Origin of the sequence: Streptomyces sp. NPDC096205 (assembly GCF_044763135.1) — a bacterium.
Lineage (GTDB): Bacteria > Actinomycetota > Actinomycetes > Streptomycetales > Streptomycetaceae > Streptomyces.
Map to the genome: position 1 here is coordinate 144,520 of NZ_JBIWFS010000008.1, position 26,145 is coordinate 170,664.

Here is a 26,145-nt window from a genome sequence, read left to right on the forward strand (position 1 = left end):
CAGTGGACCACGAGCAGTGACAGCGGGAGGAACCAGCGTGAGCCAGACGGGCACGGCCGGCGGCGTCACCGGCCAGGACGAGGTCGTCGACCTCTGCCGCGAGCTGATCCGGATCGACACCAGCAACTACGGCGACCACTCCGGCCCCGGCGAGCGCAAGGCGGCCGAGTACGTCGCCGAGAAGCTCGCGGAGGTGGGCCTCGAACCGCAGATCATCGAGTCCCACAAGGGGCGCGCCTCCACGGTCGCCCGGATCGAGGGCGAGGACCCGTCCCGGCCGGCCCTGCTCATCCACGGCCACACCGACGTCGTCCCGGCCAACGCCGACGACTGGACCCACCACCCCTTCTCCGGCGAGGTCGCCGACGGCTGCGTGTGGGGCCGCGGTGCCGTCGACATGAAGGACATGGACGCGATGACCCTCGCGGTCGTCCGCGACCGGCTGCGCAGCGGCCGCAAGCCCCCGCGCGACATCGTCCTCGCCTTCCTCGCCGACGAAGAGGCGGGCGGCACCTACGGCGCCCGCTACCTCGTCGACAAGCACCCCGGCCTGTTCGAAGGCGTCACCGAGGCGATCGGCGAGGTCGGCGGCTTCTCCTTCACTGTCAACGAGAAGCTTCGCCTCTACCTCGTCGAGACCGCCCAGAAGGGCATGCACTGGATGCGGCTCACCGTGGACGGCACCGCCGGACACGGCTCGATGACCAACGACGACAACGCCATCACCGAGCTGTGCGAGGCCGTCGGCCGGCTCGGCCGGCACACCTGGCCGGTGCGGGTCACCAAGACCGTACGGTCCTTCCTCGACGAGCTCTCCGACGCGCTCGGCACCGAGCTCGACCCCGAGAACATGGACGAGACCCTCGCCAAGCTCGGCGGCATCGCCAAGATGGTCGGCGCCACGCTCAGGAACTCGGCCGCCCCGACCATGCTCGGCGCCGGCTACAAGGTCAACGTCATCCCCGGCCAGGCCACCGCGCACGTCGACGGCCGCTTCCTGCCCGGCTACGAGGAGGAGTTCCTCGCCGACCTGGACCGCATCCTCGGCCCCCGGGTCAAGCGCGAGGACGTGCACGGCGACAAGGCGCTGGAGACCGACTTCGACGGCAAGCTCGTCGACGCCATGCAGACCGCCCTCGGCGCCGAGGACCCGATCGCCCGGGCCGTGCCCTACATGCTCTCCGGCGGCACCGACGCCAAGTCCTTCGACGACCTCGGCATCCGCTGCTTCGGCTTCGCGCCGCTCCAGCTGCCCCCGGAGCTGGACTTCGCCGGCATGTTCCACGGCGTGGACGAGCGGGTGCCGGTGGAGGGCCTGAAGTTCGGCGTACGGGTGCTCGACCGGTTCCTCGACGCCTCCTGAAATCGCCCACTGAAACGACACTTCAACCCTCGTACGCACGTGCGGAGTTGACCGAGAAGAGTGAATGCGCTCATCAGGTCGTAGCCCTAATCGGCGCTCCTCGTTACTGGTGTTGCGATCCGCGGCTTGGGTCGCTTTGCCAACAAGGAGGAATAATGATCAAGAAGGTCGTCGCTGCTGCGGCTGCCACTGGTGGGCTGGTTCTCGCGGGTGCGGGCCTGGCCGTCGCCGACTCGGGTGCCCAGGGTGCCGCGGTGCACTCCCCGGGTGTCGCGTCCGGCAACGTCATCCAGGTTCCGGTGCACATCCCCGTGAACGTCTGCGGCAACACGGTCTCGGTGATCGGTCTGCTGAACCCCGCCTTCGGCAACACCTGCGTCAACGACTGACGTCCACCAACTGAGGGGCGTCCCCACCCCGTCGGCCCCGGAGCGCGCGCCATGCGCTCCGGGGCCGACCGGTCTTTGCCGCGTTTTTTCACGAAAGCGTCTTTCACGAAAGGCAGGGATCAATACATGCGACAGGCCACCCGTAAAGGCCTCCTGACCATGGCGGCGGCCACCGGCGTGATCGCCGCCGCGGGCGGCGCCGCGCACGCCGCCTCCGGCGCGAGCGGCTCCGCCTCCAACTCGCCCGGCGTGCTCTCCGGCAACTCGGTGCAGGCGCCGGTGTCCGCGCCGGTGAACGTCTGCGGCAACACCGTCGACGTCGTCGGCGCGCTCAACCCGGCCATGGGCAACTCGTGCACCAACAACAGCGGTACGTCCGGCGACTCCGGTGGCTATGGCGACTCGGGTGACTCCGGCGGCTACGGCGACTCGAGTGGCTCCGGTGACACGGGAGCCACCGGCAGCACCAGCGACTCCCCGGGCGTCGCGTCCGGCAACCACGTCCAGGCGCCCGTCGAGGCCCCGGTGAACGTCTGCGGCAACACCGTCGACGTCGTCGGCGCCCTCAACCCGGCCATGGGCAACGACTGCGGCTCCGACCACGGATCGCGGCCCGGCCCGCCGGACGACGACGACGGCTACGGAACGCCGCCGGGACCCGGCAAGCCCGGCGTCCCGGAGGACCGGAACATCCCGCCGGCCCCGCCGTCGCCGGACCACCGCCCGCCGGCCGCCCCCCACGACGACTCGTCCGTCCACGGCCACCGGGCACCGGGCGCCGACCGGTCCGTGTCGCACCCGGCGGCGCACACCGGCGGCACGGAACTCGCCTCCACCGGCATCGACCTGCCCGTCGGTGCGGCCGGAGCGCTCGGGGCCGGGGCCGTGCTCGGCGGCGCCGTCCTGTACCGCAGGGCGCGCAGGTCGGCGTAACGCACGTCACATCCCTCACGACGGAGCGGGCCCCGCAGCTGCGGGGCCCGCTCCGTTTCCGCCGTCTTCCGGCGCTCACCAGGTGGCGCGCACCTGGCGGATGATCCTGCGCCGCAACCGCACCCTGCGGCTGCCGTCCCGCATCAGGCTCAGGCGGTACAACTCCCAGTGTCCGTACTCGGCATGGTCCGTCAGCAGACGTGTCGCCTCCTTGCGGGAGACCCCGCGCGGTACGTACACGTCGACAAATTCGTATTCCGGCATCGCATCTATTGTGCGGGCTGGGGCCCGGTACGGATAGCGTCTGCACTATGTCTGATGCTGCGCAGCCCACCGCTGCCGAGGTACGCGCCGCCGCCGAGGCGGTCAAGACCGCGCTCGACCGCCACCTGGCCGCGGTCGAACGCCGGTCGGGGGACGAGGACCCGGCCGTCTACGAGGCGTTCAACCAGCTTGCCGCGGCCGCAGAGGCGTACGACGAACTGCTCTACGACCGCTACGACGAGGTCACGCCCTTCGAGATCCCCGGCGCCGACTCCACCCCGCCCTACACGGGCCCGGAGGAGCCGAACGCGCTCAGCGTGCTGATCCGCCGCGACTACGCCGTGGTGGAGCCGCAGCGGTTGCTGGCCCAGGCCGAGCGGGTCGAGGCGGCCGAGTACGACGACGCGGACGCGGCCGGTACGGTGCACGGCGCGCTGGGCATCCTGTTCGGCGAGTACGAGCCGGACGAGATCGCCAGCCGGCACAAGGAGTTCGGCCTGGAGGAGGGCGACTCCACGCTGTGGGTGATCGCCGCCGACGAACCGGCCGAGCCCGGCGAGTGGCTGGAGACGCCGTTCGACCACGTCGACCCCCAGCGGGTGGTCTGCCGCTTCGACGTCAGCGCGGTCTTCGACGACGAGACCGACGACGACCTGGACGACGACCTGGAGGTCGTGGACGAGGTCGACGAGCCGGAGGAGGCCGACGACGAGGACATCGACGAGGCCGACTCCGACGTCGACGTCGACTCCGACGAAGACGTGGACGAGGCCGACGACTACGGGTACGACTCCGAGCCCGACGACGAGCTGGAGCGGCTGGAAGCGGACCGCTGAGACAGCTCGGACAGACGAGACAAGGGCGGCGGCGGTCGCGGGGACATCCCCCGCGGCCGCCGCCGCTGTCGTGCTCGGTCCGCGCGGGCTCAGTCCTGCGCCGTCTGCGGAGTCAGCAGCACCGGCAGCCGGGTCGTGCGCGGCTTCGCCGGCACCTCCGCGACCGCCCGCGGCAGTGCCTGCTCCACCCCGTGGACCACGGACAGATGCCGCTCGGCCCGGCCGAACGCCGTGTACACCCACGGCCGGTTCAGCGCCTGCGCCGCGTCCCCGGGCAGCACCACGACCGCCGCGGGCCAGCGGCCGCCGACCGCCTGGTGCGCGGTCAGCGCCCATCCGTGCCGTACGGTCTGCTCCACCCGCTCCTTCGGTACGACGACGGCCTCACCCGCGCACGACAGGTGCAGCCCGTCGGCGTCGGCCTTGACCACCTGGCCGGGCAGCGTCCGGCCCGGGGCGGGGGAGTAGGCGACCCGGTCGCCGGGGTCGAAGCCGCCGAACCGGCCGGGCCCGGGGTTGAGCCGCTCCTTGAGCGCGGCGTTGAGCACGCGCGTGCCCGCGGCACCGCCGTGGCCCGGCGTGATCACCACGGTCTGCTCGGCGGGCACACCGATCGCCCGGGGCACCGAGTCCGCGACGAGCTGCACGGTCCGGTGCACGGCCTCGCCCGCGTCCCGCACGGGCACGATGACGATCTCCTTGCCGGGCGCGTCCACCTGCCCCAGCTCGCCGATGCCGATGCCGGAGACCAGCTCGCCCAGCGGGCCCGGGTCGGGCCGGCGCGAGGCGACCTGCGGGCAGATACGGGCGGCGAGCAGATCGGCGAACACCCGGCCCGGCCCCGCGGACCACAGCACGGCCGGGTCCCCGGCCAGCACCAGCCGGGCCCCGTCCGGCAGCGACTCGACGAGCAGCGCCGCCGTCTCCACGTCCAGCTGCGGCGCGTCGAGCACGACCAGCAGGTCCAGGTCCAGCGCCCCGTCGGAGTCCCGGCCCGGCCCCTCGACGCCGGACAGCAGCCCGGCGACGGTGGCGGTGCCCGGCCCCTCCGGGGCGTCCAGCAGAGCGGCGAAGCGGGCCCGGCCGACGGGGCTGTGGGTGGCCGCCCAGGCGCGCAGGCCCAGGGTGTGCGCGGTGTGCAGCAGGGCCGCCGGTTCGGCGAGGGAGGCGTCGGCGCCGGTGTGCAGGACCAGGCCGTGCGCCGCGACCGCGCGGATCAGCTCGGCTGCGGACCCTTGTGCGGAGACGGCGGCGCTCTCCCAGCCCTCGGCCGAACCGCCCTGCTCGGGCGTCGAGTTGATCAGCCGGGCCAGGCCGTCGGCGAGGCTCTCCTCCGCGAGCGCGTACCGCTCGAGACCGACCAGGACCCGCACCGGGCGGCTCTCCCCGGCCTCCTCCTCGTCCGCGGCCGCAGCCGTGCCCGGCTCGTCCAGGGCGTCCTGGAAGACCAGCGCCTCGCCCTCCGCGAGAGCGCCCTGCACGGCCGCGTCCGGGTCGGGCACGCCCCGCTGCTCCAGGGCCGCGACGAGCGTGGGCAGCTCCAGGGCGGTGTGCCCGGCGAGCGCGGCCTGCTCCAGCAGCCAGCCCGTCAGGGCCCGGCCGCGCCGCTCGTCGTCCGGCCCGCACTCCGCGCCCAGCAGTGCGCGCGCGAACCCGTCGGCCTGCTCGGGGCGCACCCCGGCGACCCGCAGCAGCTGCCAGGGGTCCTCGCGCAGCCGCTCCTCCGCGCCCTCGCCCAGCGCGGCCGCCACCTGCGCGGCGAGGGCCTCCGGCGCACCGCCCTCGCGCAGCACGCCCTGCACGGCCGCGACGGCCTCCGGGGCGGGGGCCGCGGAGCCGGGCTCGGGTACGGCCGGCATTGGCTGGGGACGTCGTACCGGGTCGGGAGTCGCCGGGCGGCGCGGGGGCTCGGGCGTGCCGAACACGGTCGCCGGGGGCTTGGCCCCGCCCTCCACCGCGCGCACGGCGGCGAGCAGTTCGGCGGCCTTCCCGCTCAGCTTCGCCCCGCTGTCGACGGGACCCTGCTTCTCGGCCTTGCGCCGCTCGATCCGCTCCCGCTCCAGCCGCTGCGCGACCAACTCGGCCTCGGCCTCGGACAGCTCACCGGCGCCCTCGGCGGCCTCTTTGGAGCCGTCCTCGGCAGCCTCCGTGGCGTCCGGGGCCTCCGTGGCCCCGTCGGCCCCCTCCACCGCGGCGGGCGGTGTCTGCGGCCCGGCGTTCTCGGTGGTCTCCGGCTCCGTGCTCACAGCGTGCTCCAGTCGTGATCGGGATAGCGGTGCACGGGCGCCGACACATCGTCGAGCGCCCGGCAGATCTCGTCAGGAAGACTAAGCGCCTCCACTGACAATGCCGCCGTGAGCTGCTGCGCGTTGCGCGCGCCGACGATCGGCGCGGCCACCCCGGGCCGGTCGCGCACCCACGCGAGGGCCACCTGGAGCGGGGTCACCGCGAGGCCGTCCGCGGCCGTGCTCACCGCGTCCACGATCCGGCTCGCGGTGTCGTCGAGGTACGGCTCCACAAAGGGCGCGAAGTGCTCCGAGGCGCCCCGGGAGTCCGGCGGCATCGCCTCGCCCCGGTACTTCCCGGTCAGCACCCCGCGCCCCAGCGGCGAGGAGGGCAGCAGCCCGATGCCGAGGTCCAGCGCGGCCGGCAGCACCTCGCGCTCCACGCCGCGCTGGAGCAGGGAGTACTCCATCTGCGTACTGGCCAGCCGGGTCCGCACCCCCGGCGCCGCCAGCTGCCAGGTCGCCGCCTTGGCGAGCTGCCAGCCGCAGAAGTTGGACACGCCCGCGTACCGCGCCCGACCGCTGCTGACCGCCAGGTCGAGCGCCTGGAGGGTCTCCTCCAGCGGGGTCGAGGGGTCGAAGGCGTGCACGTGCCAGATGTCGACGTGGTCGGTGCCGAGCCGGGTCAGCGAGGCGTCCAGCGCGGCGAGCAGATGGCCGCGTGAGCCGTCGAAGCGCCGGTCGGGGTCCGGCACGCTGCCGGCCTTGGTGGAGATGACCAGATCCCGCCGCGGGATCAGCCCTTCTATGAGCCGCCCGAGGACGTATTCGGCCTCTCCGTCGCCGTAGACGTCCGCGGTGTCGACGAGGGTCCCGCCCGCCTCCCAGAACGTCTTCAAGAGGTCCGCCGCGTCATGCTCGTCGGTGTCCCGGCCCCAGGTCAGGGTGCCGAGACCGATACGGGACACACGCAGGCCGGTGCGGCCGAGATGCCTCTGCTCCATGGACGCCGAGAGTACTGGCCGGAACCCGCCGTGTGGGGGCCTGTGGACAACCGTTTCCGATGATCGCAACACTGCCTTCGAAGGGCCCGCGACACCCCTGCCCCGCGCCGCGTCCCGTGGGCTACTGTCTGCGGAACAGAGACGTTACTGATCAGTAAGGGGATCTGGCATGCAGCTCGGGATCAACCTCGGCTACTGGGGTGCCGGAATGGACTCCGACAACCTCGCCGTCGCCAAGGAGGCAGACCGGCTCGGCTACGCCGTCTGCTGGGCCGCCGAGGCCTACGGCTCGGACGCCGCGACCGTGCTCACCTGGGTCGCCGCCCAGACCGAGCGCATCGACGTCGGCTCGGCCATCTTCCAGATCCCGGCCCGCCAGCCCGCGATGACCGCGATGACCGCCGCCACCCTCGACTCGCTCTCCGGCGGCCGCTTCCGCCTCGGCCTCGGCGTCTCCGGACCGCAGGTCTCCGAGGGCTGGTACGGCGTCAAGTTCGACAAGCCGCTGGCACGCACGCGTGAGTACGTCGAGATCGTCCGCAAGGCCATGACCCGCGAGCGCCTGTCCTACGAGGGCGAGCACTGGACCCTGCCGCTGCCCGACGGCCCCGGCAAGCCGATCAAGCTGACCGTGCACCCGCAGCGCGAGCACATCCCGCTGTACATCGCCGCGATCGGCCCGAAGAACCTGGAGCAGACCGGCGAGATCGCCGACGGCGCCCTGCTGATCTTCCCCTCCGCCGAGCACCTGGAGGAGACCGCGATCAAGCACCTGCGCGCGGGCCGCGAGGAGGCCGGCAAGACCCTCGACGGCTTCGACATCTGCCCGACCCTGCCCCTCGCCCTCGGCGAGGACAAGGACGTCCCGCTGCTGGCCGACTTCTTCCGCCCCTACACCGCGCTCTACGTCGGCGGCATGGGCAGCCGCAAGCAGAACTTCTACAACCAGCTCGCCCGGCGCATGGGCTACGAGCAGGCCGCCACCGAGATCCAGGACAAGTACCTCGCCGGCGACAAGCAGGGCGCCGCGGCCGCCGTACCGCACGAACTGATCGACCGCACCACCCTGCTGGGCTCCGTCGACCGCATCGCCGACCGGATGAAGGCCTACGCCGCCGCCGGTGTCACCACCCTCACCGTGACCCCCGCGGGCTTCACCCTGGACGACCGCCTGGCCGCACTGCGCGCCGGCGTCGAGGCCATGGAGCGCGCCGGGCTGGCGTGAGTCACCGGCATCGGCGGGAAGGGGAGTTTCAGCGGCCGTGGTGGGGGCTCGGGGGTCTTCCCCGCCACGGCCGTCGTCCAGCACAACGCGCCGGACCGGGCGCGGGTTACGCCCCGGGCACGTCCTCCTTTTGGCGGAGTCGCCCGACACAACTGTTGCGGCCCCTGCGGCACGGCACTTGACTCGTTCTTCGCGGACCCTGCGGAACCCGCGCATCCCGCGGAGAGCGAGAGGTGCCTCAGATGCTTTCGGCCAAGAGTCTTTTCCAGGAGATCCTCGACAACGACGAGTCCTTCCGGCTGTTCTGCTCCATCGCCGCGAGCGGGGAGTCGCAAGGAGGCTGGGAGAACGCCCGGATCGCCGCGCTGGTCCCCGCGAGCGAACGCGGCCTCGCCCCCAAGATCACCCGGCACGGCGCCGACGAGGACAAACACGGCCGGATCTTCAACGCCCTGCTGAAGAAGCGCGGCCTCGAACCCGTCCCCGTGCCGCCCGAGACGGACTACACGATGCTCCTGGAGCGGCACGGCATCGGCCTCGCCCACGACAAGCTCAAGGGCGACGAACCGCTCACCGTGCAGGACATCGTCACCTACCTCGCCCACAGCCGGGTCACCGAGCAGCGCGCCTCCGAGCAGATGGAACTGCTGCGCAGACACTTCGCCGACCACCCCGACATCGGCCGCGCGGTGAAGATGATCTCGGGCGACGAGGACAACCACCTCGCCTACTGCCACGAGGAACTCCTGCGCTTCGCCCGCGCCGGCCACGGCCGCGCCATCCAGCGCACCCTGCGCGAGAGCGCGCTCGCCGAGATCCGCATCTACCGCGACGTCAGCCTCGCCGTCATGGCCCACATGGGCCGCCTCCTCGGCTGGTCCCGGGCCAGGTCGGCCGTCCTCGCGGCCGGTATCCACGCCCTGTACGCCTGGGAGCGGTTCGCGGGCTGGCGCCGCATGGTCTGTCTGAAGACCCCCGAACGCCGCGACGCGCTCGGCGGACCGGCCACCCCCGCGCCCGAGTTCGCGTGAGAGTGCGCGCGAGTCAGAGCCAGTCCCGGCTCTTGAACAGCCGGTACAGCAGCACCTCCAAGGCGGCCATGAGCACGATCAGCGTCGGATACGACCCCACCCAGTGCAGCTCGGGCATGTGGTCGAAGTTCATGCCGTAGATCCCCGCCAGCATCGTCGGGACCGCGGCCATGGCAGCCCACGCCGAGATCTTCCGCATGTCGTCGTTCTGCCGGACGCTCGTCTGCGCCAGATGCGCCGACAGAATGTCCGACACGAGCCGGTCCAGGCCCTCCACCGACTCGTTCACGCGCGTCAGATGGTCGCTCACGTCCTGGAAGTACGGCCGCGCCTTGGCGTCCACGAACGGCACCGCCATCCCGAAGGCGCCGGTGCCCGCGAGCCTGGCCACCGGCAGCGTCAGCGGGCCCGTCGCCCGGCGGAACTCCAGCACCTGCCGCTTGAAGGTGTAGATCCGCGACGCCGTGTGCCGCGACCCGCCGCGCTCCGGCGAGAACACCTCCGCCTCCAGCTCCTCCAGGTCGGTCTGCAGCTCGTCCGCGACCTCCAGATAGTGGTCGACGGTCGCGTCGGTGATCGCGTACAGCACCGCCGTGGGACCCTTGGCCAGCATCTCCGGCTCGTTCTCGAGACGTCGTCGAACCGCCGCAAGCGGGGCGCCCTCGCCATGACGGACCGTGACCACGAAGGAGTCACCGAGGAAGATCATCACCTCGCCCGAGGAGACGGTGTCGCCCTCCGGCTCGTAGACGACCGGTTTCAGCACCATGAACAGCGAGTCCTCGTACACCTCCAGTTTCGGCCGCTGGTGAGCCTTCAAAGCGTCCTCGACCGCCAGCGGATGCAGCGCGAACTCCTCGCTGACCAGGTCGAACTCGTCCGGTGACGGCTCGTGCAGACCGATCCACACGAACCCGCCGGCCGCGCGCGCCGTATCCAGCGCGTCGGACAGGTCCGACGGTCCCTCGGTCCGCCTCCCGTCGTGATAGACGGCGCAGTCGACGATCACGGAGCGAATTCTCCCCTCGGACGGCCGCCACCGCACCCGTTCATATGCCTACCCTGGTCCGCATGCCCACGCTGCTTCTGGTCCGGCACGGACGCTCCACCGCCAACACCGCGGGACTGCTCGCCGGCTGGACGCCCGGCGTCGCCCTCGACGAGCGCGGCCTCGCACAGGCCGCCGCGCTGCCCGGACGGCTCGCCGACCTCCCGATCCGCGAGATCGTCACCAGCCCCCTGCAACGCTGCCGGGAGACGATCCAGCCGCTGCTCGACGCCCGCCCCGACCTCACCGTCCACGAGGACGAGCGCATCGGCGAGGCCCACTACGGCGACTGGTCGGGCCGTAAGCTCGCCGAACTCATGGACGACCCCCTCATGCAGGTCGTCCAGGCCCACCCCTCCGCCGCCGCCTTCCCCGGCGGCGAGTCCATGCGCGCCATGCAGACCCGCGCCGCCGAAGCCGTACGGGAATGGAACGCGCGCGTGGAGCGCGACCACGGCGACGACGCCGTCTATCTCATGTGTTCGCACGGCGACATCATCAAGTCGCTCGTGGCGGAAGCACTCGGACTTCATCTCGACCTCTTCCAGCGGATCTCCGTCGAACCGTGTTCCATCACCGCGATCCGCTACACCCGGCTGCGGCCGTTTCTCGTCCGCCTCGGGGACACCGGCGACTTCGCCTCCCTGGTGCCGCGCGAGGAGCCCCCGAACGACCAGGCGACCGTCGGGGGCGGTGCGGGCGCACCGTGATCGTCGGCCGCAGTAGGGTGAATCCACCGCAACTGCGCCGCGATTGCCCCTCTTCACGATTCTTGGAGCTGGACGTGTCCCGTCAGGTGTTCCTCTACGACCCCCCGGACCGCTTCGTGGCCGGTACGGTCGGACTGCCCGGGCGCCGTACGTTCTTCCTCCAGGCCACCGCCGGCTCCCGGGTGACCAGCGTGGCCCTGGAGAAGACCCAGGTCGCCGCGCTCGCCGAACGGATGGACGAGCTGCTGGACGAGGTCGTACGCCGCACCGGAGGCAGCGCGGCCGTCCCCGCCGTCGCCCCCACCGAGATCTCCGACACCGCCCCCCTGGACACCCCCGTCGAGGAGGAGTTCCGGGTCGGCACCATGGCCCTCGCCTGGGACGGCGAGGAACAGCGCATGATCGTCGAGGCACAGGCCCTCGTGGAGCTCGACGCCGACTCCGAGGAGGACCTCGCCGAGGCGGAGGAGAGACTTCTGCAGGACGAGGAGAACGGACCCCCGATGCTGCGGGTCCGCCTCACCGGGGCGCAGGCCCGCGCCTTCGCCAAGCGCGCCCTGGACGTCGTCAACGCCGGCCGGCCGCCCTGCCCGCTGTGCAGCCTGCCGCTCGACCCGGAGGGACACGTATGTCCGCGCCAGAACGGATACCGCCGCGGAGCATGACACCGGCGGACCTGCTCGCCGAGGGCGAGCTGACCGTACGCGGACGCCTGCGCGAGGCCTCCAACGCGGCGCTGTACTGCACCTTGGCCCACGAAGGTCAGGAAATCACCTGCATCTACAAACCCGTCGCCGGGGAACGCCCCCTGTGGGACTTCCCCGACGGCACCCTCGCCCAGCGCGAGCTGGCCGCCTACGAGGTCTCCGAGGCGACCGGCTGGCAGCTGGTCCCGCCCACCGTGCTGCGCGACGGCCCCTACGGCGAGGGCATGGTCCAGCTGTGGATCGAGGCGACGGCCGACGCCGAGCTGCTCGCCCTGGTCGACGGCGAGGAGCCCGAGCCCGGCTGGAAGGCCATCGGGTTCGCCGAGGTGGGGGAGGGGCAGACCGCGCTGCTCGTGCACGCCGACGACGAGCGGCTGCGGCGGCTCGCCGTACTCGACGCGGTGATCAACAACGCCGACCGCAAGGGCGGCCATCTGCTGCCCGCAGCCGACGGCCGCCTCTACGGCATCGACCACGGCGTCTCCTTCCACGCCGAGAACAAGCTGCGCACCCTGCTGTGGGGCTGGGCGGGCGAGCCGCTGCCCGAGGAGGCGGTCGCCGTCCTGAAGGGCCTCAAGGAGTCCCTGCTGCCCGGCGGGCCCCTCGCCGAGCGTCTCGCCCCGCTGATCACCCCCGCCGAGACCGACGCCACACGCGCGCGGGTCGAGGCGCTGCTGGCCTCCGGAAAACACCCCGAACCCAGTGGGGAGTGGCCCGCGATCCCCTGGCCACCCGTGTGAGCACACCGGGCGGCAGAACACAAGAGTGCCTTCCCGGCCAACCGGCGTCCTCCGGTTCGTATCCGGAACTCCAGTCCGGTTAGGCTCGACACATGCATGCCTGGCCCGCTTCCGAGGTCCCCGCCCTGCCTGGTCAGGGCCGCGACCTGAGGATCCACGACACCGCGACCGGTGGGCTCGTCACCCTCGAGCCCGGTCCCGTCGCCCGCCTCTACGTCTGCGGCATCACGCCGTACGACGCCACCCACATGGGGCACGCGGCGACCTACAACGCGTTCGACCTCGTCCAGCGCGTCTGGCTGGACACCAAGCGGCAGGTTCACTACGTCCAGAACGTGACCGACGTCGACGACCCGCTCCTGGAGCGGGCCAAGCGTGACGACATCGACTGGGTCGCCCTGGCGGAGAAGGAGACCGCCCTCTTCCGCGAGGACATGACCGCGCTGCGGATGCTCCCGCCGCAGCACTACATAGGCGCCGTCGAGGCCATACCCGGCATCGTGCCGCTCGTCGAGCGGCTGCGGGACATGGGCGCCGCCTACGAGCTCGAAGGCGACATCTACTTCTCCGTCGAGGCCGACCCCCACTTCGGGCAGGTCTCGAACCTCGACGCCGCCGCCATGCGGCTGCTCTCCGCCGAGCGGGGCGGCGACCCGGACCGGCCCGGCAAGAAGAACCCGCTCGACCCGATGCTGTGGATGGCCGCCCGCGAGGGCGAGCCCAGCTGGGACGGCGCCACCCTCGGCCCCGGCCGGCCCGGCTGGCACATCGAGTGCGTCGCCATCGCCCTCGACCACTTCGGCATGGGCTTCGACGTCCAGGGCGGCGGCTCCGACCTCGCCTTCCCGCACCACGAGATGGGCGCCTCGCACGCCCAGGTGCTCACCGGCGAGTTCCCCATGGCCAAGGCGTACGTCCACGCCGGCATGGTCGCCCTGCACGGCGAGAAGATGTCGAAGTCCAAGGGCAACCTGGTCTTCGTCTCGGCGCTGCGCCGCGAGGGCGTCGACCCCGCCGCCATCCGCCTCGCCCTGCTCGCCCACCACTACCGCGCCGACTGGGAGTGGACCGACCAGGTCCTCAGGGACGCCCTGGACCGGCTCGGCCGCTGGCGCGCCGCCGTCTCCCGGCCCGACGGCCCGGCCGCCGAGGCGCTCGTCGACGAGATCCGCGAGGCCCTCGCGAACGACCTCGACGCCCCGGCCGCGCTCGCCGCCGTCGACCGCTGGGTCGCCCGCCAGGAGTCCGAGGGCGGCACCGACATCGGCGCGCCCGGTGTCGCCTCGCGCGCGGTGGACGCGCTGCTGGGCGTGGCCCTGTAGTTCGGTGTCCCGAAGGGCGCTTCCTCCCGCAGGTCAGGGGAGCAAGCGCCCTTCGTCATAGCTGCGCTGACGAACGGTCATGGCCCACAGGGCTGTGCGGACGGCGGTCCTGTGATGGGGTGACAACCCCAGACGATCACGCGGCCGGTCCCCGACCGGCCCCCGGCACAAGGACGCGCAGTGGCCTTTGCGCACCCCTCCCGCAGACACTTACTCACCGCCACCGCGGCCCTCTCGGCCACCGCCCTCGCCGGCGGCACCGCCCACGCGGCCGCGGCACCCCGGCACCCCTGGCCCGAGCAGTTCCCGCTGCCCAACGGCTGGCAGCCCGAAGGCATCGCCATCGGCCCCGGCCCGTACGCCTGCTTCGGCTCCCTCGGGCACGCCGACCTCTACCGGGTCCATCTCCCCACCGGCCGCGGCACCCGCGTGCGCACCGGCCTCGACGAGACGCACCCCACCGTCGGACTCAAGTCCGACCGCTACGGCCGGCTCTTCCTGGCGGGCGGCCCCAGCGGCGAACTGCGCACGGTCGACGCCCGCACCGGCGAGGTGGAGCGGATCGTCCCGGTGGGCGGCACCTTCGTCAACGACGTCATCCTCACCCCGGGCGCCGCCTGGTTCACCGACTCCTTCACCGACGTGCTGTACCGGCTCGAACTGGGCGCACGCAACGAGCCCGGCGAGGCCCGTACCGTACGGCTCGGCGGGGACTGGGTACAGGGCGACGACTTCACCGCCAACGGCATCGAGCGCACTCCCGACGGCAGCGCCCTGCTCGTGGTGAACGCCTTCGCCGGCGGCGGCACCCTGATGCGCGTCGACCCGCGCACCGGAGTGGCCCGCGCGGTCGACCTCGGCGGCGCGCTCCTGCCCAACGGCGACGGCCTGCTGCTGCTCGGCCGCACCCTCTACGTCGTCCAGCAGTGGCAGAACGCCATCGACGTCTTCCGCCTGAACTCCGCCGGTACCCGGGGCTCGCTGATCACCCGCATCCAGGACCCGGCCCGCTTCCGCATCCCGACGACGGCCGCGGCCTGGGGCGACCGCATCTACCTGCCCAACGCCCGCTTCGACGTCGAGGAGCCCACCCCCGACACCGACTACGACGTCGTGGCGGTGGACCGGGTGTGACACGAAAGAGGGGCGGTGCGTGGCGCACCGCCCCTCTTCGGTCATGCCCTCAGTCCTCGGAACCGTCCCCGTCGTCCGCGCCCGGCTTGGGCGGCTTCGGCGGCCGGTTGCGGTCCCCGCCGGAGCTGTCCCGCCGGTACGGCGAGCCCTCGCCGTCCGTGGCGTGCCCGCCCGCCGTGCCGCCGCCGTCCCTGCGCCGCAGATAGCGCTCGAACTCCCGGGCGATGGCCTCGCCCGACGCCTCCGGCAGCTCCGCGGTGTCCCGCGCCTCCTCCAGCGTCTGCACGTACTCCGCGACCTCGGTGTCCTCGGCGGCCAGCTGGTCCACGCCGACCTGCCAGGCGCGCGCGTCCTCGGGCAGCTCGCCCAGCGGGATACGCACGTCGATCAGGTCCTCCAGGCGGTTGAGCAGCGCCAGTGTCGCCTTCGGGTTCGGCGGCTGCGACACATAGTGCGGTACGGCCGCCCACAGCGACACCGCCGGGACGCCCGCGTGCGTGCACGCCTCCTGAAGGACGCCGACGATGCCCGTCGGGCCCTCGTACTTGGTCTCCTCCAGGTTCATCCGGCGGGCCAGGTCAGGGTCGGACGTGGTCCCGCTGATCGGGACCGGGCGGGTGTGCGGGGTGTCGCCGAGCAGGGCGCCCAGGACGACCACCAGCTCCACACCCAGCTCGTGCGCGAACCCGAGCAGTTCGTTGCAGAACGACCGCCAGCGCATCGACGGTTCGATGCCACGCACCAGCACCAGATCGCGCGGCTTGTCCCCGCCGACCCGGACGACCGACAGTCTCGTCGTGGGCCAGGTGATCTTGCGTACGCCGTTGTCCATGAACACCGTGGGGCGGTTCACCTGGAAGTCGTAGTAGTCCTCGGCGTCCAGCGCCGCGAACACCTCACCCTTCCACTCCCTCTCCAGATGCGCGACCGCGGTGGAGGCGGCGTCGCCGGCATCGTTCCAGCCCTCGAACGCGGCCACCATGACCGGGTCGATCAGCTCGGGAACCCCCTCGAGCTCGATCACCCAGTGCCTCCTTCCGACGTGCCCTCGCTTGACGTCCCAACCTTACGGCGTTCGGCGGGGGCGCCCGCAGCCCCCTTGCGCGGGGGAGTGAACGGATCACTGCCCCGTTCGCCACCCCGGAACACCCCGAACGATCACAGGGGGCCGGTACGCCGGCACGGTCCTGCGATATTTGGACGCATGGCGACGATCGACGGACTGAACCCCGGCACCTTCGGCATCTACACCTTCGACTTCGAACACCAACCGGCCGCGCGCATCGGCGAGTCGGCGCGGGAACTGGAGCAACTGGGCTGGCGCGCCCTGTGGTTCCCCGAAGTGGGCGGCCGTGAGGCGCTCTCCCTCGCCGACCGGCTCCTCGCCGCCACCGAGCGCCTGACCGTGATCAACGGCATCGCGCAGATCTGGGCCCGCGACGCCCGCACCGCCCAGGGCGGGGCGCTGCTGCTGGCCGACGCCTTCCCGGACCGGCACGTCCTCGGTCTCGGCTTCGGCGGCACGCCCCACGCCGGCGTCAGGCCGCTGGCCGCGATGGGCGCCTACCTCGACGACATGGACGCCCTCCAGCCGCCCGCCACCGCGCCCCTGAAGTCCCCGGTACGCCGGCTGCTGGCCGCGTACGGCCCCAAGATGCTCGGCCTCGCCCGCGACCGCACGGCAGGCGCCCACACCTACCACGTCAACGTGGCCCACACCGCCGAGGCCCGCGAGATCCTCGGCCCCGACGCCTTCCTCGGCGTCGAGCACGCCGTGCTGCTGGAGACCGACGCCGGCCGGGCCCGCGCGATCGCCCGCGAGCACCTGGTGCCGTACCTCAACACCCCGTACAACCTCGCCAAGTTCCGCCGCCTCGGCTACACCGAGGAGGAACTCGCCCACGGCGGAAGCGACCGACTCGTCGACGACCTCGTCCTGTGGGGCGAGCCGGAGAGCGTCGCCGCCCGGCTGCGCGGCCACTTGGAGGCGGGCGCCGACCATGTCGCCGTCCAGGTCGTCGGCACCGCGCCCGGCGAGTCCTCGATGCCGTCCTGGAGGCGGCTCGGCGAGGTCCTGCTCGACGGTTGAGGCGGCACGCGAAAGGGGCGGCTCCTGTGCGGGGAGCCGCCCCTCTCACGGGCGTAGGACCGTCCGGCCGTCGTTCCTGTCGGCCCTACTTCTCGCCGAGCGAGCCCCGACCTACTTCTTGTCGAGCAGGTCCTGGACCTTCGCCCGCACCTCGTCCGTGGCCAGGCCGCGGATCGTCAGGGTGGTGCGGCGGCGCAGCACGTCGTCCGGGGTCTCGGCCCACTCGTTGTCACGGGCCCAGGCGACCTGCGCCCAGATCTCCGGCGCGTCCGGGTGGACGCGCTCGGCCAGCTCGGGGTTGTCGTTGGCCAGCCGGGCGATGTCGAAGGCCAGCGAGCCGTAGTGCGTCGCCAGGTGCCGGGCGGTGTCCGCCGCCATGCGCGGGCCGGGCGCGGGGCCGTCGGTCAGCAGGCGGTGGGCGACCGCGCGCGGGTTGGCGACACCCGGCAGCGGCAGCTTCTTCGGCAGCGAGGAGATCGGCTCGAAGTCCTCGCCCAGCGGGTGACCCGGCAGCGCCTCGAGCTTCTGCATCACCGTACGGCCGATGTGGCGGAAGGTCGTCCACTTGCCGCCCGCGACGGACAGCATGCCGCCCTTGCCCTCGGTCACCACGGTCTCGCGCTTGGCCTTCGCGGTGTCGCCGGGGCCGCCCGGCAGCACCCGCAGACCGGCGAACGCGTACGTGATCAGGTCACGGTCGAGCTGCTGGTCGCGGATGGAGAACGCGGCCTCGTCGAGTATCTGGGCCGTGTCCTTCTCGGTGACCGCGACGTCCGCCGGGTCGCCCTCGTACTCCTCGTCGGTCGTGCCGAGCAGCAGCATGTCCTCCCAGGGGAGGGCGAAGGTGATGCGGTACTTGTCGATCGGGGTGGCCAGCGCGGCCTTCCACGGGGAGGTGCGCTTCAGGACCAGATGCGCGCCCTTGGACAGGCGGATGGAGGGCGCCGCGTTCGGGTCCTCCATCTTGCGCAGGTGGTCCACCCAGGGGCCGGTCGCGTTGAGCACCAGCCGGGCGCTGACGCCGAACTCGTCACCGGACAGCCGGTCGCGCAGCTCGGCACCGGTGACCCGGCCCTTGGTGAAGCGCAGGCCGGTGACCTCGGCGTGGTTGAGGACGACCGCGCCCGCCTCGACGGCCGCGCGGACCGTCATCAGCGCCATGCGCGCGTCGTTCATCTGGTCGTCGCCGTACACGGCCACGGCCTTGAGGTTGTCGGTGCGCAGCTCGGGCACGTCCTGCGCCGCCTTCGCCGGCGACAGCAGGTGGCCCACGCCGTCACCGAACGCGGAGAGCGCGGAGTAGGCGAAGACGCCCGCCCCGAGCTTCGCCGCGCCGTGCGGCCCGCCCTTGTACACGGGGAGGTAGAACGTGAGCGGGTTCGCCAGGTGGGGGGCCACCTGACGGGAGACCGCACGGCGCTCGAAGTGGTTCTCCGCCACCAGCTTCACTGCGCCGGTCTGCAGGTAGCGCAAGCCCCCGTGGAGCAGCTTGGAGGAGGCGGAGGAGGTGGCGCCGGCCCAGTCGCCGGCGTCGACCAGAGCCACCCTGAGACCGGACTGCGCGGCGTGCCAGGCCGTGGAGATGCCCAGGATGCCGCCGCCGATGACGAGAAGGTCGTACGACGCCTTGGAGAGCTGCTCCCGGGTCTCGGCGCGGCTCGGGTTCGAGCCGGACGCCGGGTGCGTGCCCAGGGCAGGTACGGACTGCAGGGTGGACTGCGTGGTCATGGGGTTTCTTACTCCTCGTCCTCGATCCAGCCCATGGTCCGCTCGACGGCCTTGAGCCAGGTCTTGTACTCACGGTCGCGGGTCTCCGCGTCCATGCGGGGGGTCCACTCGGCGGCCCGGCGCCAGTTGGCGCGCAGGTCGTCGGTGCTGGTCCAGAAGCCGACGGCCAGACCGGCGGCGTAGGCGGCGCCGAGGCAGGTGGTCTCGGCGACCATCGGGCGCACCACGGGGGCGTCCAGGAAGTCCGAGAGCGTCTGCATCAGCAGGTTGTTGGAGGTCATGCCGCCGTCGACCTTCAGGGCCGACAGCTCGACGCCGGAGTCCTTCGTCATGGCGTCGGTGATCTCACGGGTCTGCCAGGCCGTGGCCTCCAGGACGGCACGCGCGAGGTGCGCCTTGGTGACGTACCGGGTCAGGCCGGCGATGACACCGCGGGCGTCGGAGCGCCAGTGCGGAGCGAACAGGCCGGAGAAGGCCGGCACGAAGTAGGCGCCGCCGTTGTCCTCGACCGTGAGCGCGAGCGTCTCGATCTCGGCCGCGGTGGAGATCAGGCCCATCTGGTCGCGCATCCACTGCACCAGCGAACCGGTGACGGCGATCGAGCCCTCCAGGGCGTAGACCGGCTGCTGGTCGCCGATCCGGTAGCCGACCGTGGTCAGCAGGCCCGAGTAGGAGTTGATGATCTTCTCGCCGGTGTTCATCAGCATGAACGTGCCGGTGCCGTACGTGGACTTCGCCTCGCCCTCGGAGAAGCAGGTCTGGCCGAACAGGGCCGCCTGCTGGTCGCCGAGCGCGGAGGCGACCGGGATGCCGCCGAGCAGGTCGCCGAGCTTGCCGCCGGTGACCTCGCCGTAGACCTCGGCGGAGGAGCGGATCTCGGGCAGCATCGCCAGCGGCACGCCGATGGACTCGGCGATCTTGTCGTCCCACTCCAGCGTGTGGAGGTTCATCAGCATGGTGCGGGAGGCGTTGGTGACGTCGGTGTAGTGCTTGCCGCCGTTGACACCGCCGGTCAGGTTCCAGATGACCCAGGTGTCCATGGTGCCGAAGAGGATGTCCCCGGCTTCGGCGCGCTCGCGCAGGCCCTCGACGTTGTCCAGCAGCCAGCGGGCCTTGGGGCCGGCGAAGTACGACGCCAGCGGCAGACCGGTCTCGCGGCGGAAGCGGTCCTGGCCGACGTTGCGGCCGAGCTCCCTGCACAGGGCGTCGGTGCGGGTGTCCTGCCACACGATGGCGTTGTGGACGGGCTCACCGGTGTTCTTGTCCCACAGCACGGTGGTCTCGCGCTGGTTGGTGATGCCGATGGCCTTGATGTCGTCGCGGGTGATGCCGGCCTTCTGGACGGCTCCGGCGACGACCTCCTGGACGTTGGTCCAGATCTCGTTGGCGTCGTGCTCGACCCAGCCCGGCTTCGGGAAGATCTGCTCGTGCTCCTTCTGGTCGACGGAGACGATACGGCCGTCCCGGTCGAAGACGATGCAGCGGCTGGAGGTCGTGCCCTGGTCGATGGCGGCGATGAAGGGGCCGGCGTGGGCGTCGGTCACTGTGTGCTCCTGGAGGTCCTTGGGTTACGGGGCTGTACGTACGGCGCGTATGCCTAGGTCTGGTTAAACGAAAGCGACCTTGTAGATACCCGCGGCGATCGCCGCGCCGATCAGCGGACCGACGACGGGGATCCAGGCGTAGCCCCAGTCGGAGCCGCCCTTGTTGGGCAGGGGCAGAAGGGCGTGCACGATACGCGGGCCGAGGTCACGGGCCGGGTTGATCGCGTAGCCGGTCGGACCGCCGAGCGACAGACCGATGGAGACGACCACCAGGGCGGTGATCAGTGCGCCCAGGATGCCCAGGCCGTTGCCGTTGTCGTTCAGGCCCTGCGTGAGGACGGCGAGCACCAGCACGATCGTGCCGATGATCTCGGTGGCGAGGTTCTGCACCGCGTTCCGGATCTCCGGACCGGTGGAGAAGACACCCAGGACCGGGCCGGCGCCCGTCTCCTGGGCCTCGACGGCCTTGGTGGCGGTTTCCTGCGCACCCGGACCGCCGACGATCTCCTTGTCGGTCAGGTGCGCCTGGAACTGGCCGTAGTACGCGACCCAGACCAGAGCCGCGCCGATCATGGCACCGAGCACCTGGCCGCCCCAGTAGGTGGCGACGTTGCTCCAGTCGTTGTCCTTGATCGCGAGTGCGAGCGTGACCGCCGGATTGAGGTGTGCGCCGGACAGCGGCGCCGAGGTGTAGACCGCCGTCAGCACGGCGAAACCCCACCCGAAGGTGATGGCGAGCCAGCCGGCGTTGCGGGCCTTGGAGGCCTTCAGCGTCACGGCGGCGCAGACGCCACCGCCGAGCAGGATGAGTATGGCGGTACCGATGGTCTCGCCGATGAAGATGTCGGAGCTGGACACCCGCGACTCCTTTGTCCTTCGTCCAGGGGAAGCAGACCCCGAGTCCCTTCGGGGGTGCTGCGCCCTCGGGGGTGAGAGCTTGCCGGTCCCTTGGCGTTGTCACACTCTAGCGCGTATTGCCGGTAGGTGTTCGACAATGCCGACCGATGGACGGGAGTCTTGCTTCGGCGTAACGCGCACGTCAAGAGTTCTGTTATCGAAAGCACGATCGTTATTGATCGACTCGGCTTGTCGCCGGTGCGTCCGTGCCTGTACAGCTTCGGGCTTTATGCCCACCTTGCACCGGGTTTCAGGGTAGGCCGAAGGCCGGAACGCCGTCGTGGCGTCCCGGCCGGGTGAGGCAGTTGCTCAGAAGCGTCCGGCGCCCAGATCCCGCGACACAGCACGGGCACAGTCGCGCACGGCCGCGATCAGCTCGGGGCGCACCTCGCCGTCGCGGCCCAGCCGCTCCACGGCACCCGTGATGCCCACCGCGCCCACCGGCATGCGCCGGCGGTCGTGGATCGGCGCGGCGACGGACGCCACGCCCTCCCAGGTCTCCTCCACGTCCGCCGCGTAGCCACGCGCGCGTGTGATGTCGAGGATGTGCTCGAAGGCCTCCAGGTCGCACACCGTGCGGTCCGTGAAGGCCTTGCGGTCCGCCTCCATCGCCTCGCTGTGCGCGACCGGGTCGTACGCCGACAGCACCTTGCCCAGCGCCGTGGAGTGCAAGGGCTGCATGGCCCCGATCTCCAGCACTTGACGGCTGTCGTCCGGACGGAAGACGTGGTGCACGATCAGCACGCCCTGCTGGTGCAGCACGCCCAGATACACGCTCTCGCCGCTGGAGCGGGCCAGGTCGTCCGTCCACACGAGGGCCCGCGCGCGCAGCTCGTGCACATCCAGGTAGGTGGTGCCCAGGCGCAGCAGCTCCGCGCCCAGCTGATAGCGGCCCGAGGCCTCGTCCTGCTCGACGAACCCCTCCTGCTGCAGGGTGCGCAGGATGCCGTGCGCGGTGCCCTTGGCGAGACCCAGCGAGGAGGCGATGTCCGACAGGCCCAGCCGTCGCTCGCCGCCCCCGAGCAGGCGCAGCATCGCCGCCGCCCGCTCCAGCGACTGGATGTTCCGTGCCATCGCCGTCCTGCCTCCGTCCCCTTCGACCGTCGAGCCGTGGCACCATGCCGCTGTTCGACACGATCCACTGTTCGGCAATGTCGAACACTACCGGTCCATGCCGACCCCGCGCTAATGGTCGTCCGATGGCGGTCGCCTTTCGGTCACCGCTCGTTCGCCACATCATGGGTCACGTGCCCACCGGCACGGACCCCGCCGCCTGCTCGTCCGGGTGGTGGACGCCCCTGACCACAGGCCGGGGGTCCCGGCTACCCTGACGGCGTGCGCCCTCTCGGGGAAGCCCCCACGGGCTTCACCGCTAAGACCTGCAAGGCCTGGTCCTAGGGGCGCAAAGCCGACAGCCGTCGCATCCGAGGGAGCCCTTCATGGCCTCTGTGCCGCCGACCCCTTCCGCCGACAGCCGGACCCGCGCGTCCGCGCTCCGCCAGGCGCTCGCCACCCGTGTGGTGGTGGCCGACGGAGCCATGGGCACGATGCTCCAGGCCCAGGACCCGTCCATGGAGGACTTCCAGCAGCTGGAAGGCTGCAACGAGGTCCTCAACGTCACCCGGCCCGACATCGTGGCGTCCGTGCACGAGGCGTACTTCGACGCCGGCGTGGACTGCGTGGAGACCAACACCTTCGGCGCCAACCTCACCGCCCTCGGCGAGTACGACATCGCCGACCGGGACGCCGAGCTGTCCGAGGCCGGCGCCCGCATCGCCCGCGAGACCGCCGACGCCTACGCCGCCCGCGACGGCCGGCAGCGCTGGGTGCTGGGCTCCATGGGCCCGGGCACCAAGCTGCCCACCCTGGGCCACACCACCTTCACCGCCATCCGCGACTCCTACCAGCGCAACGCCGAGGGACTCCTCGCCGGCGGCGCCGACGCCCTGCTGGTGGAGACCACCCAGGACCTGCTCCAGACCAAGGCCTCCGTCATCGCCGCCCGCCGCGCGATGGAGACGGCCGGCTACGACGTGCCGCTCATCGTCTCCGTCACCGTCGAGACCACCGGCACCATGCTGCTCGGCTCCGAGATCGGCGCCGCCCTGACGGCCCTGGAGCCGCTCGGCATCGACATGATCGGCCTGAACTGCGCCACCGGCCCCGCCGAGATGAGCGAGCACCTGCGCTACCTCGCCCGGACCGCCCGCATCCCGCTGTCCTGCATGCCCAACGCCGGCCTGCCCGTGCTCACCGCCGACGGCGCCCACTACCCGCTGACCGCGCCGGAGCTCGCCGACGCGCAGGAGAACTTCGTCCGCGACTACGGCCTGTCCCTGATCGGCGGCTGCTGCGGCACCACGCCCGAGCATCTGCGCCAGGTGGTGGAGCGGGTCCGCGAGCTGGCCCCCGCCGAGCGCAGCCCCCGCCCCGAGCCCGGCGCCGCCTCGCTGTACCAGACCGTGCCCTTCCGCCAGGACACCTCCTACCTGGCCATCGGCGAGCGCACCAACGCCAACGGCTCCAAGAAGTTCCGCGACGCCATGCTCGAGGCCCGCTGGGACGACTGCGTGGAGATGGCGCGCGAGCAGATCCGCGAGGGCGCGCACATGCTCGACCTGTGCGTGGACTACGTCGGCCGCGACGGCGTCGCCGACATGGAAGAGCTGGCCGGCCGCTTCGCCACCGCCTCCACCCTGCCGATCGTGCTGGACTCCACCGAGGTCGACGTCATCGAGGCGGGCCTGCAGAAGCTCGGCGGCCGCGCGGTGATCAACTCGGTGAACTACGAGGACGGCGACGGCCCCGAGTCCCGCTTCGCCCGCGTCACCCGCCTCGCCCAGGAGCACGGCGCCGCACTGATCGCGCTGACCATCGACGAGGAGGGCCAGGCCCGCACCGCCGAGAAGAAGGTCGAGATCGCCGAGCGGCTCATCGACGACCTGACCGGCAACTGGGGCATCCGCGAGGAGGACATCCTCGTCGACTGCCTCACCTTCACCATCTGCACCGGCCAGGAGGAGTCCCGGCGCGACGGCATCGCCACCATCGAGGGCATCCGCGAGCTCAAGCGTCGCCACCCGGACGTGCAGACCACCCTCGGCCTGTCCAACATCTCCTTCGGCCTCAACCCTGCCGCCCGCATCCTGCTGAACTCCGTCTTCCTCGACGAGTGCGTCAAGGCGGGCCTGGACTCGGCGATCGTGCACGCCTCCAAGATCCTGCCCATCGCCCGCTTCGACGAGGAGCAGGTGCAAACCGCCCTCGACCTCATCTACGACCGCCGCAGCGAGGGCTACGACCCGCTGCAGAAGCTGATGCAGCTCTTCGAGGGCGCCACCGCCAAGTCCCTGAAGGCCGGCAAGGCAGAGGAACTGGCCGCGCTGCCGCTGGACGAGCGCCTCAAGCGGCGCATCATCGACGGCGAGAAGAACGGCCTGGAGGCCGACCTCGACGCCGCCCTCGAAACCCGCCCGGCCCTGGACATCGTCAACGAGACCCTCCTCGACGGCATGAAGGTCGTCGGCGAGCTGTTCGGCTCCGGCCAGATGCAGCTGCCGTTCGTGCTCCAGTCCGCCGAGGTGATGAAGACGGCCGTCGCCCACCTCGAACCGCACATGGAGAAGACCGACGAGGCCGGCAAGGGCACCATCGTCCTCGCCACCGTCCGCGGCGACGTGCACGACATCGGCAAGAACCTCGTCGACATCATCCTGTCCAACAACGGCTACAACGTCGTCAACCTCGGCATCAAGCAGCCGGTCTCCGCGATCCTGGACGCCGCCGAGGAGCACCGGGCCGACGTCATCGGCATGTCCGGTCTCCTGGTGAAGTCCACCGTGATCATGAAGGAGAACCTGCAGGAGCTCAACGCCCGCGGCCTCGCGGCGAACTACCCCGTCATCCTCGGCGGCGCCGCGCTGACCCGCGCCTACGTCGAGCAGGACCTGCACGAGATCTACGAGGGCGAAGTCCGCTACGCCCGCGACGCGTTCGAGGGCCTGCGCCTGATGGACGCCCTGATCGGCGTCAAGCGGGGCGTGCCCGGCGCCAAGCTGCCCGAGCTCAAGCAGCGCCGGGTGCGGGCGGCGGCCGGCGCCGTGGTCGAGGAGCGCCCGGAGGAGGGGCACGTCCGCTCCGACGTGGCCACCGACAACCCGGTCCCGACCCCGCCGTTCTTCGGCACCCGCGTCGTCAAGGGCATCCAGCTCAAGGAGTACGCCTCCTGGCTCGACGAGGGCGCCCTGTTCAAGGGCCAGTGGGGCCTGAAGCAGGCCCGCACCGGCGAGGGACCGACGTACGAGGAGCTCGTCGAGACCGAGGGACGTCCGCGGCTGCGCGGCCTGCTGGACCGGCTGCAGACCGAGAACCTCCTCGAAGCGGCCGTCGTCTACGGCTACTTCCCGTGCGTGTCCAAGGACGACGACCTGATCATCCTGGACGAGCAGGGCAACGAGCGCACCCGCTTCACCTTCCCCCGCCAGCGGCGCGGCCGGCGTCTGTGTCTGGCCGACTTCTTCCGCCCGGAGGAGTCCGGCGAGACGGACGTCGTCGGGCTCCAGGTCGTCACCGTCGGCTCCCGCATCGGCGAGGAGACCGCCCGCCTCTTCGAGTCCAACTCCTACCGCGACTACCTCGAACTGCACGGCCTGTCCGTGCAGTTGGCCGAGGCACTCGCCGAGTACTGGCACGCGCGCGTGCGTTCCGAGCTCGGCTTCGCGGGGGAGGACCCCGCCGAGATCGAGGGCATGTTCGAGCTGAAGTACCGCGGCGCCCGCTTCTCCCTCGGCTACGGAGCCTGCCCGGACCTGGAGGACCGCGCGAAGATCGCCGGCCTGCTGGAGCCCGAGCGCATCGGTGTGCAGCTGTCCGAGGAGTTCCAGCTGCACCCGGAGCAGTCCACGGACGCGATCGTGATCCACCACCCGGAGGCGAAGTACTTCAACGCCCGCTGAG

The 26,145-nt window shown here is 71.6% G+C and carries 22 protein-coding genes; 13 read left to right on the forward strand and 9 right to left on the reverse strand.

Annotation, left to right across the window (positions count from 1 at the left end; translation table 11 throughout):
* The first annotated feature begins 37 nt into the window (after positions 1-37).
* The 3 genes from ACIQ6Y_RS27980 (at position 38) to ACIQ6Y_RS27990 (ending at position 2,685) form a co-directional block, all read left to right on the forward strand.
* Positions 38-1,363, forward strand: a complete 1,326-nt coding sequence (locus tag ACIQ6Y_RS27980) for a M20/M25/M40 family metallo-hydrolase (RefSeq protein ID WP_404042801.1) — start codon at positions 38-40, stop codon at positions 1,361-1,363.
* Positions 1,364-1,518: 155 nt separating this feature from the next.
* A complete protein-coding gene (chpH, locus tag ACIQ6Y_RS27985; protein WP_404042803.1) occupies positions 1,519-1,752 on the forward strand; it encodes a chaplin ChpH in 234 nt (77 codons plus the stop codon).
* Between the two features lie 126 nt (positions 1,753-1,878).
* Complete coding sequence (locus ACIQ6Y_RS27990; protein WP_404042805.1) at positions 1,879-2,685, forward strand: chaplin; 807 nt, start codon at positions 1,879-1,881, stop codon at positions 2,683-2,685.
* A gap of 75 nt (positions 2,686-2,760) precedes the next feature.
* On the opposite strand, the gene ACIQ6Y_RS27995 is transcribed toward ACIQ6Y_RS27990, so the two are convergent.
* A complete protein-coding gene (locus ACIQ6Y_RS27995) occupies positions 2,761-2,949 on the reverse strand; it encodes a DUF5703 family protein (protein ID WP_028422893.1) in 189 nt (62 codons plus the stop codon).
* A 47-nt stretch (positions 2,950-2,996) separates the two neighbouring features.
* Here ACIQ6Y_RS27995 and ACIQ6Y_RS28000 point away from each other — a divergent pair, with 47 nt between their 5' ends.
* Positions 2,997-3,785, forward strand: coding sequence for a hypothetical protein (locus tag ACIQ6Y_RS28000; protein WP_404042808.1), 789 nt, complete (start codon positions 2,997-2,999; stop codon positions 3,783-3,785).
* Between the two features lie 89 nt (positions 3,786-3,874).
* On the opposite strand, the gene ACIQ6Y_RS28005 is transcribed toward ACIQ6Y_RS28000, so the two are convergent.
* On the reverse strand, positions 3,875-6,031 hold the full coding sequence (locus ACIQ6Y_RS28005; RefSeq protein ID WP_404042810.1) for a helix-hairpin-helix domain-containing protein: 2,157 nt from the start codon (positions 6,029-6,031) through the stop codon (positions 3,875-3,877).
* Complete coding sequence (locus tag ACIQ6Y_RS28010; protein WP_404042812.1) at positions 6,028-7,014, reverse strand: aldo/keto reductase; 987 nt, start codon at positions 7,012-7,014, stop codon at positions 6,028-6,030. The genes ACIQ6Y_RS28005 and ACIQ6Y_RS28010 overlap by 4 nt, the downstream gene beginning before the upstream one ends.
* A gap of 169 nt (positions 7,015-7,183) precedes the next feature.
* Here ACIQ6Y_RS28010 and ACIQ6Y_RS28015 point away from each other — a divergent pair, with 169 nt between their 5' ends.
* Complete coding sequence (locus ACIQ6Y_RS28015) at positions 7,184-8,239, forward strand: LLM class F420-dependent oxidoreductase (RefSeq protein WP_404042814.1); 1,056 nt, start codon at positions 7,184-7,186, stop codon at positions 8,237-8,239.
* A 242-nt stretch (positions 8,240-8,481) separates the two neighbouring features.
* Entirely contained in the window at positions 8,482-9,270 is a 789-nt protein-coding gene (locus ACIQ6Y_RS28020) for a ferritin-like domain-containing protein (protein WP_404042816.1), read from the forward strand.
* Between the two features lie 13 nt (positions 9,271-9,283).
* Here the strand turns inward: ACIQ6Y_RS28020 and ACIQ6Y_RS28025 are convergent, their stop codons facing one another.
* On the reverse strand, positions 9,284-10,279 hold the full coding sequence (locus ACIQ6Y_RS28025) for a magnesium and cobalt transport protein CorA (RefSeq protein WP_404042818.1): 996 nt from the start codon (positions 10,277-10,279) through the stop codon (positions 9,284-9,286).
* A 62-nt stretch (positions 10,280-10,341) separates the two neighbouring features.
* Here ACIQ6Y_RS28025 and ACIQ6Y_RS28030 point away from each other — a divergent pair, with 62 nt between their 5' ends.
* From ACIQ6Y_RS28030 to ACIQ6Y_RS28050, 5 genes are all read left to right on the forward strand, one after another.
* Positions 10,342-11,028 carry a histidine phosphatase family protein gene (locus tag ACIQ6Y_RS28030; protein ID WP_404042820.1) on the forward strand — a complete coding sequence of 229 codons (687 nt, stop codon included), beginning with the start codon at positions 10,342-10,344 and terminating at the stop codon, positions 11,026-11,028.
* 74 nt (positions 11,029-11,102) lie between these two features.
* A complete protein-coding gene (locus ACIQ6Y_RS28035) occupies positions 11,103-11,693 on the forward strand; it encodes a DUF3090 domain-containing protein (RefSeq protein ID WP_404042822.1) in 591 nt (196 codons plus the stop codon).
* On the forward strand, positions 11,657-12,475 hold the full coding sequence (locus ACIQ6Y_RS28040) for an SCO1664 family protein (RefSeq protein WP_404042824.1): 819 nt from the start codon (positions 11,657-11,659) through the stop codon (positions 12,473-12,475). Before ACIQ6Y_RS28035 ends, ACIQ6Y_RS28040 begins: the two co-directional genes overlap by 37 nt.
* A gap of 92 nt (positions 12,476-12,567) precedes the next feature.
* Positions 12,568-13,797: a cysteine--1-D-myo-inosityl 2-amino-2-deoxy-alpha-D-glucopyranoside ligase gene (gene mshC / locus ACIQ6Y_RS28045; RefSeq protein ID WP_404042826.1), complete on the forward strand. Its 1,230-nt coding sequence runs from the start codon at positions 12,568-12,570 to the stop codon at positions 13,795-13,797.
* 180 nt (positions 13,798-13,977) lie between these two features.
* Positions 13,978-14,931 (forward strand): superoxide dismutase, encoded by a 954-nt coding sequence (locus tag ACIQ6Y_RS28050; protein WP_404042828.1) that lies wholly within the window; start codon positions 13,978-13,980, stop codon positions 14,929-14,931.
* A 49-nt stretch (positions 14,932-14,980) separates the two neighbouring features.
* Here the strand turns inward: ACIQ6Y_RS28050 and ACIQ6Y_RS28055 are convergent, their stop codons facing one another.
* Positions 14,981-15,955 (reverse strand): PAC2 family protein, encoded by a 975-nt coding sequence (locus ACIQ6Y_RS28055; protein WP_404042830.1) that lies wholly within the window; start codon positions 15,953-15,955, stop codon positions 14,981-14,983.
* A gap of 180 nt (positions 15,956-16,135) precedes the next feature.
* Here ACIQ6Y_RS28055 and ACIQ6Y_RS28060 point away from each other — a divergent pair, with 180 nt between their 5' ends.
* Positions 16,136-17,020, forward strand: a complete 885-nt coding sequence (locus tag ACIQ6Y_RS28060) for a TIGR03620 family F420-dependent LLM class oxidoreductase (protein WP_404042832.1) — start codon at positions 16,136-16,138, stop codon at positions 17,018-17,020.
* A 111-nt stretch (positions 17,021-17,131) separates the two neighbouring features.
* Here ACIQ6Y_RS28060 and ACIQ6Y_RS28065 read toward each other — a convergent pair whose 3' ends face one another.
* The 4 genes from ACIQ6Y_RS28065 to ACIQ6Y_RS28080 form a co-directional block, all read right to left on the reverse strand.
* Entirely contained in the window at positions 17,132-18,748 is a 1,617-nt protein-coding gene (locus ACIQ6Y_RS28065) for an FAD-dependent oxidoreductase (RefSeq protein ID WP_404042834.1), read from the reverse strand.
* An 8-nt stretch (positions 18,749-18,756) separates the two neighbouring features.
* Complete coding sequence (glpK, locus tag ACIQ6Y_RS28070; RefSeq protein ID WP_404042836.1) at positions 18,757-20,292, reverse strand: glycerol kinase GlpK; 1,536 nt, start codon at positions 20,290-20,292, stop codon at positions 18,757-18,759.
* Between the two features lie 63 nt (positions 20,293-20,355).
* Positions 20,356-21,150 (reverse strand): MIP/aquaporin family protein, encoded by a 795-nt coding sequence (locus ACIQ6Y_RS28075; protein WP_404042838.1) that lies wholly within the window; start codon positions 21,148-21,150, stop codon positions 20,356-20,358.
* A gap of 348 nt (positions 21,151-21,498) precedes the next feature.
* Positions 21,499-22,263, reverse strand: coding sequence for an IclR family transcriptional regulator (locus ACIQ6Y_RS28080; RefSeq protein WP_404042840.1), 765 nt, complete (start codon positions 22,261-22,263; stop codon positions 21,499-21,501).
* Between the two features lie 365 nt (positions 22,264-22,628).
* On the opposite strand from ACIQ6Y_RS28080, the gene metH reads away from it, so the two are divergent.
* Positions 22,629-26,144, forward strand: coding sequence for a methionine synthase (gene metH / locus ACIQ6Y_RS28085; protein ID WP_404042842.1), 3,516 nt, complete (start codon positions 22,629-22,631; stop codon positions 26,142-26,144).
* The last annotated feature ends 1 nt before the right edge of the window (position 26,145 follow it).

What these genes read in the sequence shown, in the direction of transcription:
- ACIQ6Y_RS28020 (WP_404042816.1), top strand. Translation starts at nt 8,482, where the DNA reads ATGCTTTCGGCCAAGAGTCTTTTCCAGGAGATCCTCGACAACGACGAG.
- ACIQ6Y_RS28030 (WP_404042820.1), top strand. Translation starts at nt 10,342, where the DNA reads ATGCCCACGCTGCTTCTGGTCCGGCACGGACGCTCCACCGCCAACACC.
- chpH (WP_404042803.1), top strand. Translation starts at nt 1,519, where the DNA reads ATGATCAAGAAGGTCGTCGCTGCTGCGGCTGCCACTGGTGGGCTGGTT.
- ACIQ6Y_RS28015 (WP_404042814.1), top strand. Translation starts at nt 7,184, where the DNA reads ATGCAGCTCGGGATCAACCTCGGCTACTGGGGTGCCGGAATGGACTCC.
- metH (WP_404042842.1), top strand. Translation starts at nt 22,629, where the DNA reads ATGGCCTCTGTGCCGCCGACCCCTTCCGCCGACAGCCGGACCCGCGCG.
- ACIQ6Y_RS27995 (WP_028422893.1), bottom strand. Translation starts at nt 2,949, where the DNA reads ATGCCGGAATACGAATTTGTCGACGTGTACGTACCGCGCGGGGTCTCC.
- ACIQ6Y_RS28080 (WP_404042840.1), bottom strand. Translation starts at nt 22,263, where the DNA reads ATGGCACGGAACATCCAGTCGCTGGAGCGGGCGGCGGCGATGCTGCGC.
- ACIQ6Y_RS28010 (WP_404042812.1), bottom strand. Translation starts at nt 7,014, where the DNA reads ATGGAGCAGAGGCATCTCGGCCGCACCGGCCTGCGTGTGTCCCGTATC.
- ACIQ6Y_RS28000 (WP_404042808.1), top strand. Translation starts at nt 2,997, where the DNA reads ATGTCTGATGCTGCGCAGCCCACCGCTGCCGAGGTACGCGCCGCCGCC.
- ACIQ6Y_RS28060 (WP_404042832.1), top strand. Translation starts at nt 16,136, where the DNA reads ATGGCGACGATCGACGGACTGAACCCCGGCACCTTCGGCATCTACACC.
- ACIQ6Y_RS27990 (WP_404042805.1), top strand. Translation starts at nt 1,879, where the DNA reads ATGCGACAGGCCACCCGTAAAGGCCTCCTGACCATGGCGGCGGCCACC.
- mshC (WP_404042826.1), top strand. Translation starts at nt 12,568, where the DNA reads ATGCATGCCTGGCCCGCTTCCGAGGTCCCCGCCCTGCCTGGTCAGGGC.
- ACIQ6Y_RS28065 (WP_404042834.1), bottom strand. Translation starts at nt 18,748, where the DNA reads ATGACCACGCAGTCCACCCTGCAGTCCGTACCTGCCCTGGGCACGCAC.
- ACIQ6Y_RS28040 (WP_404042824.1), top strand. Translation starts at nt 11,657, where the DNA reads ATGTCCGCGCCAGAACGGATACCGCCGCGGAGCATGACACCGGCGGAC.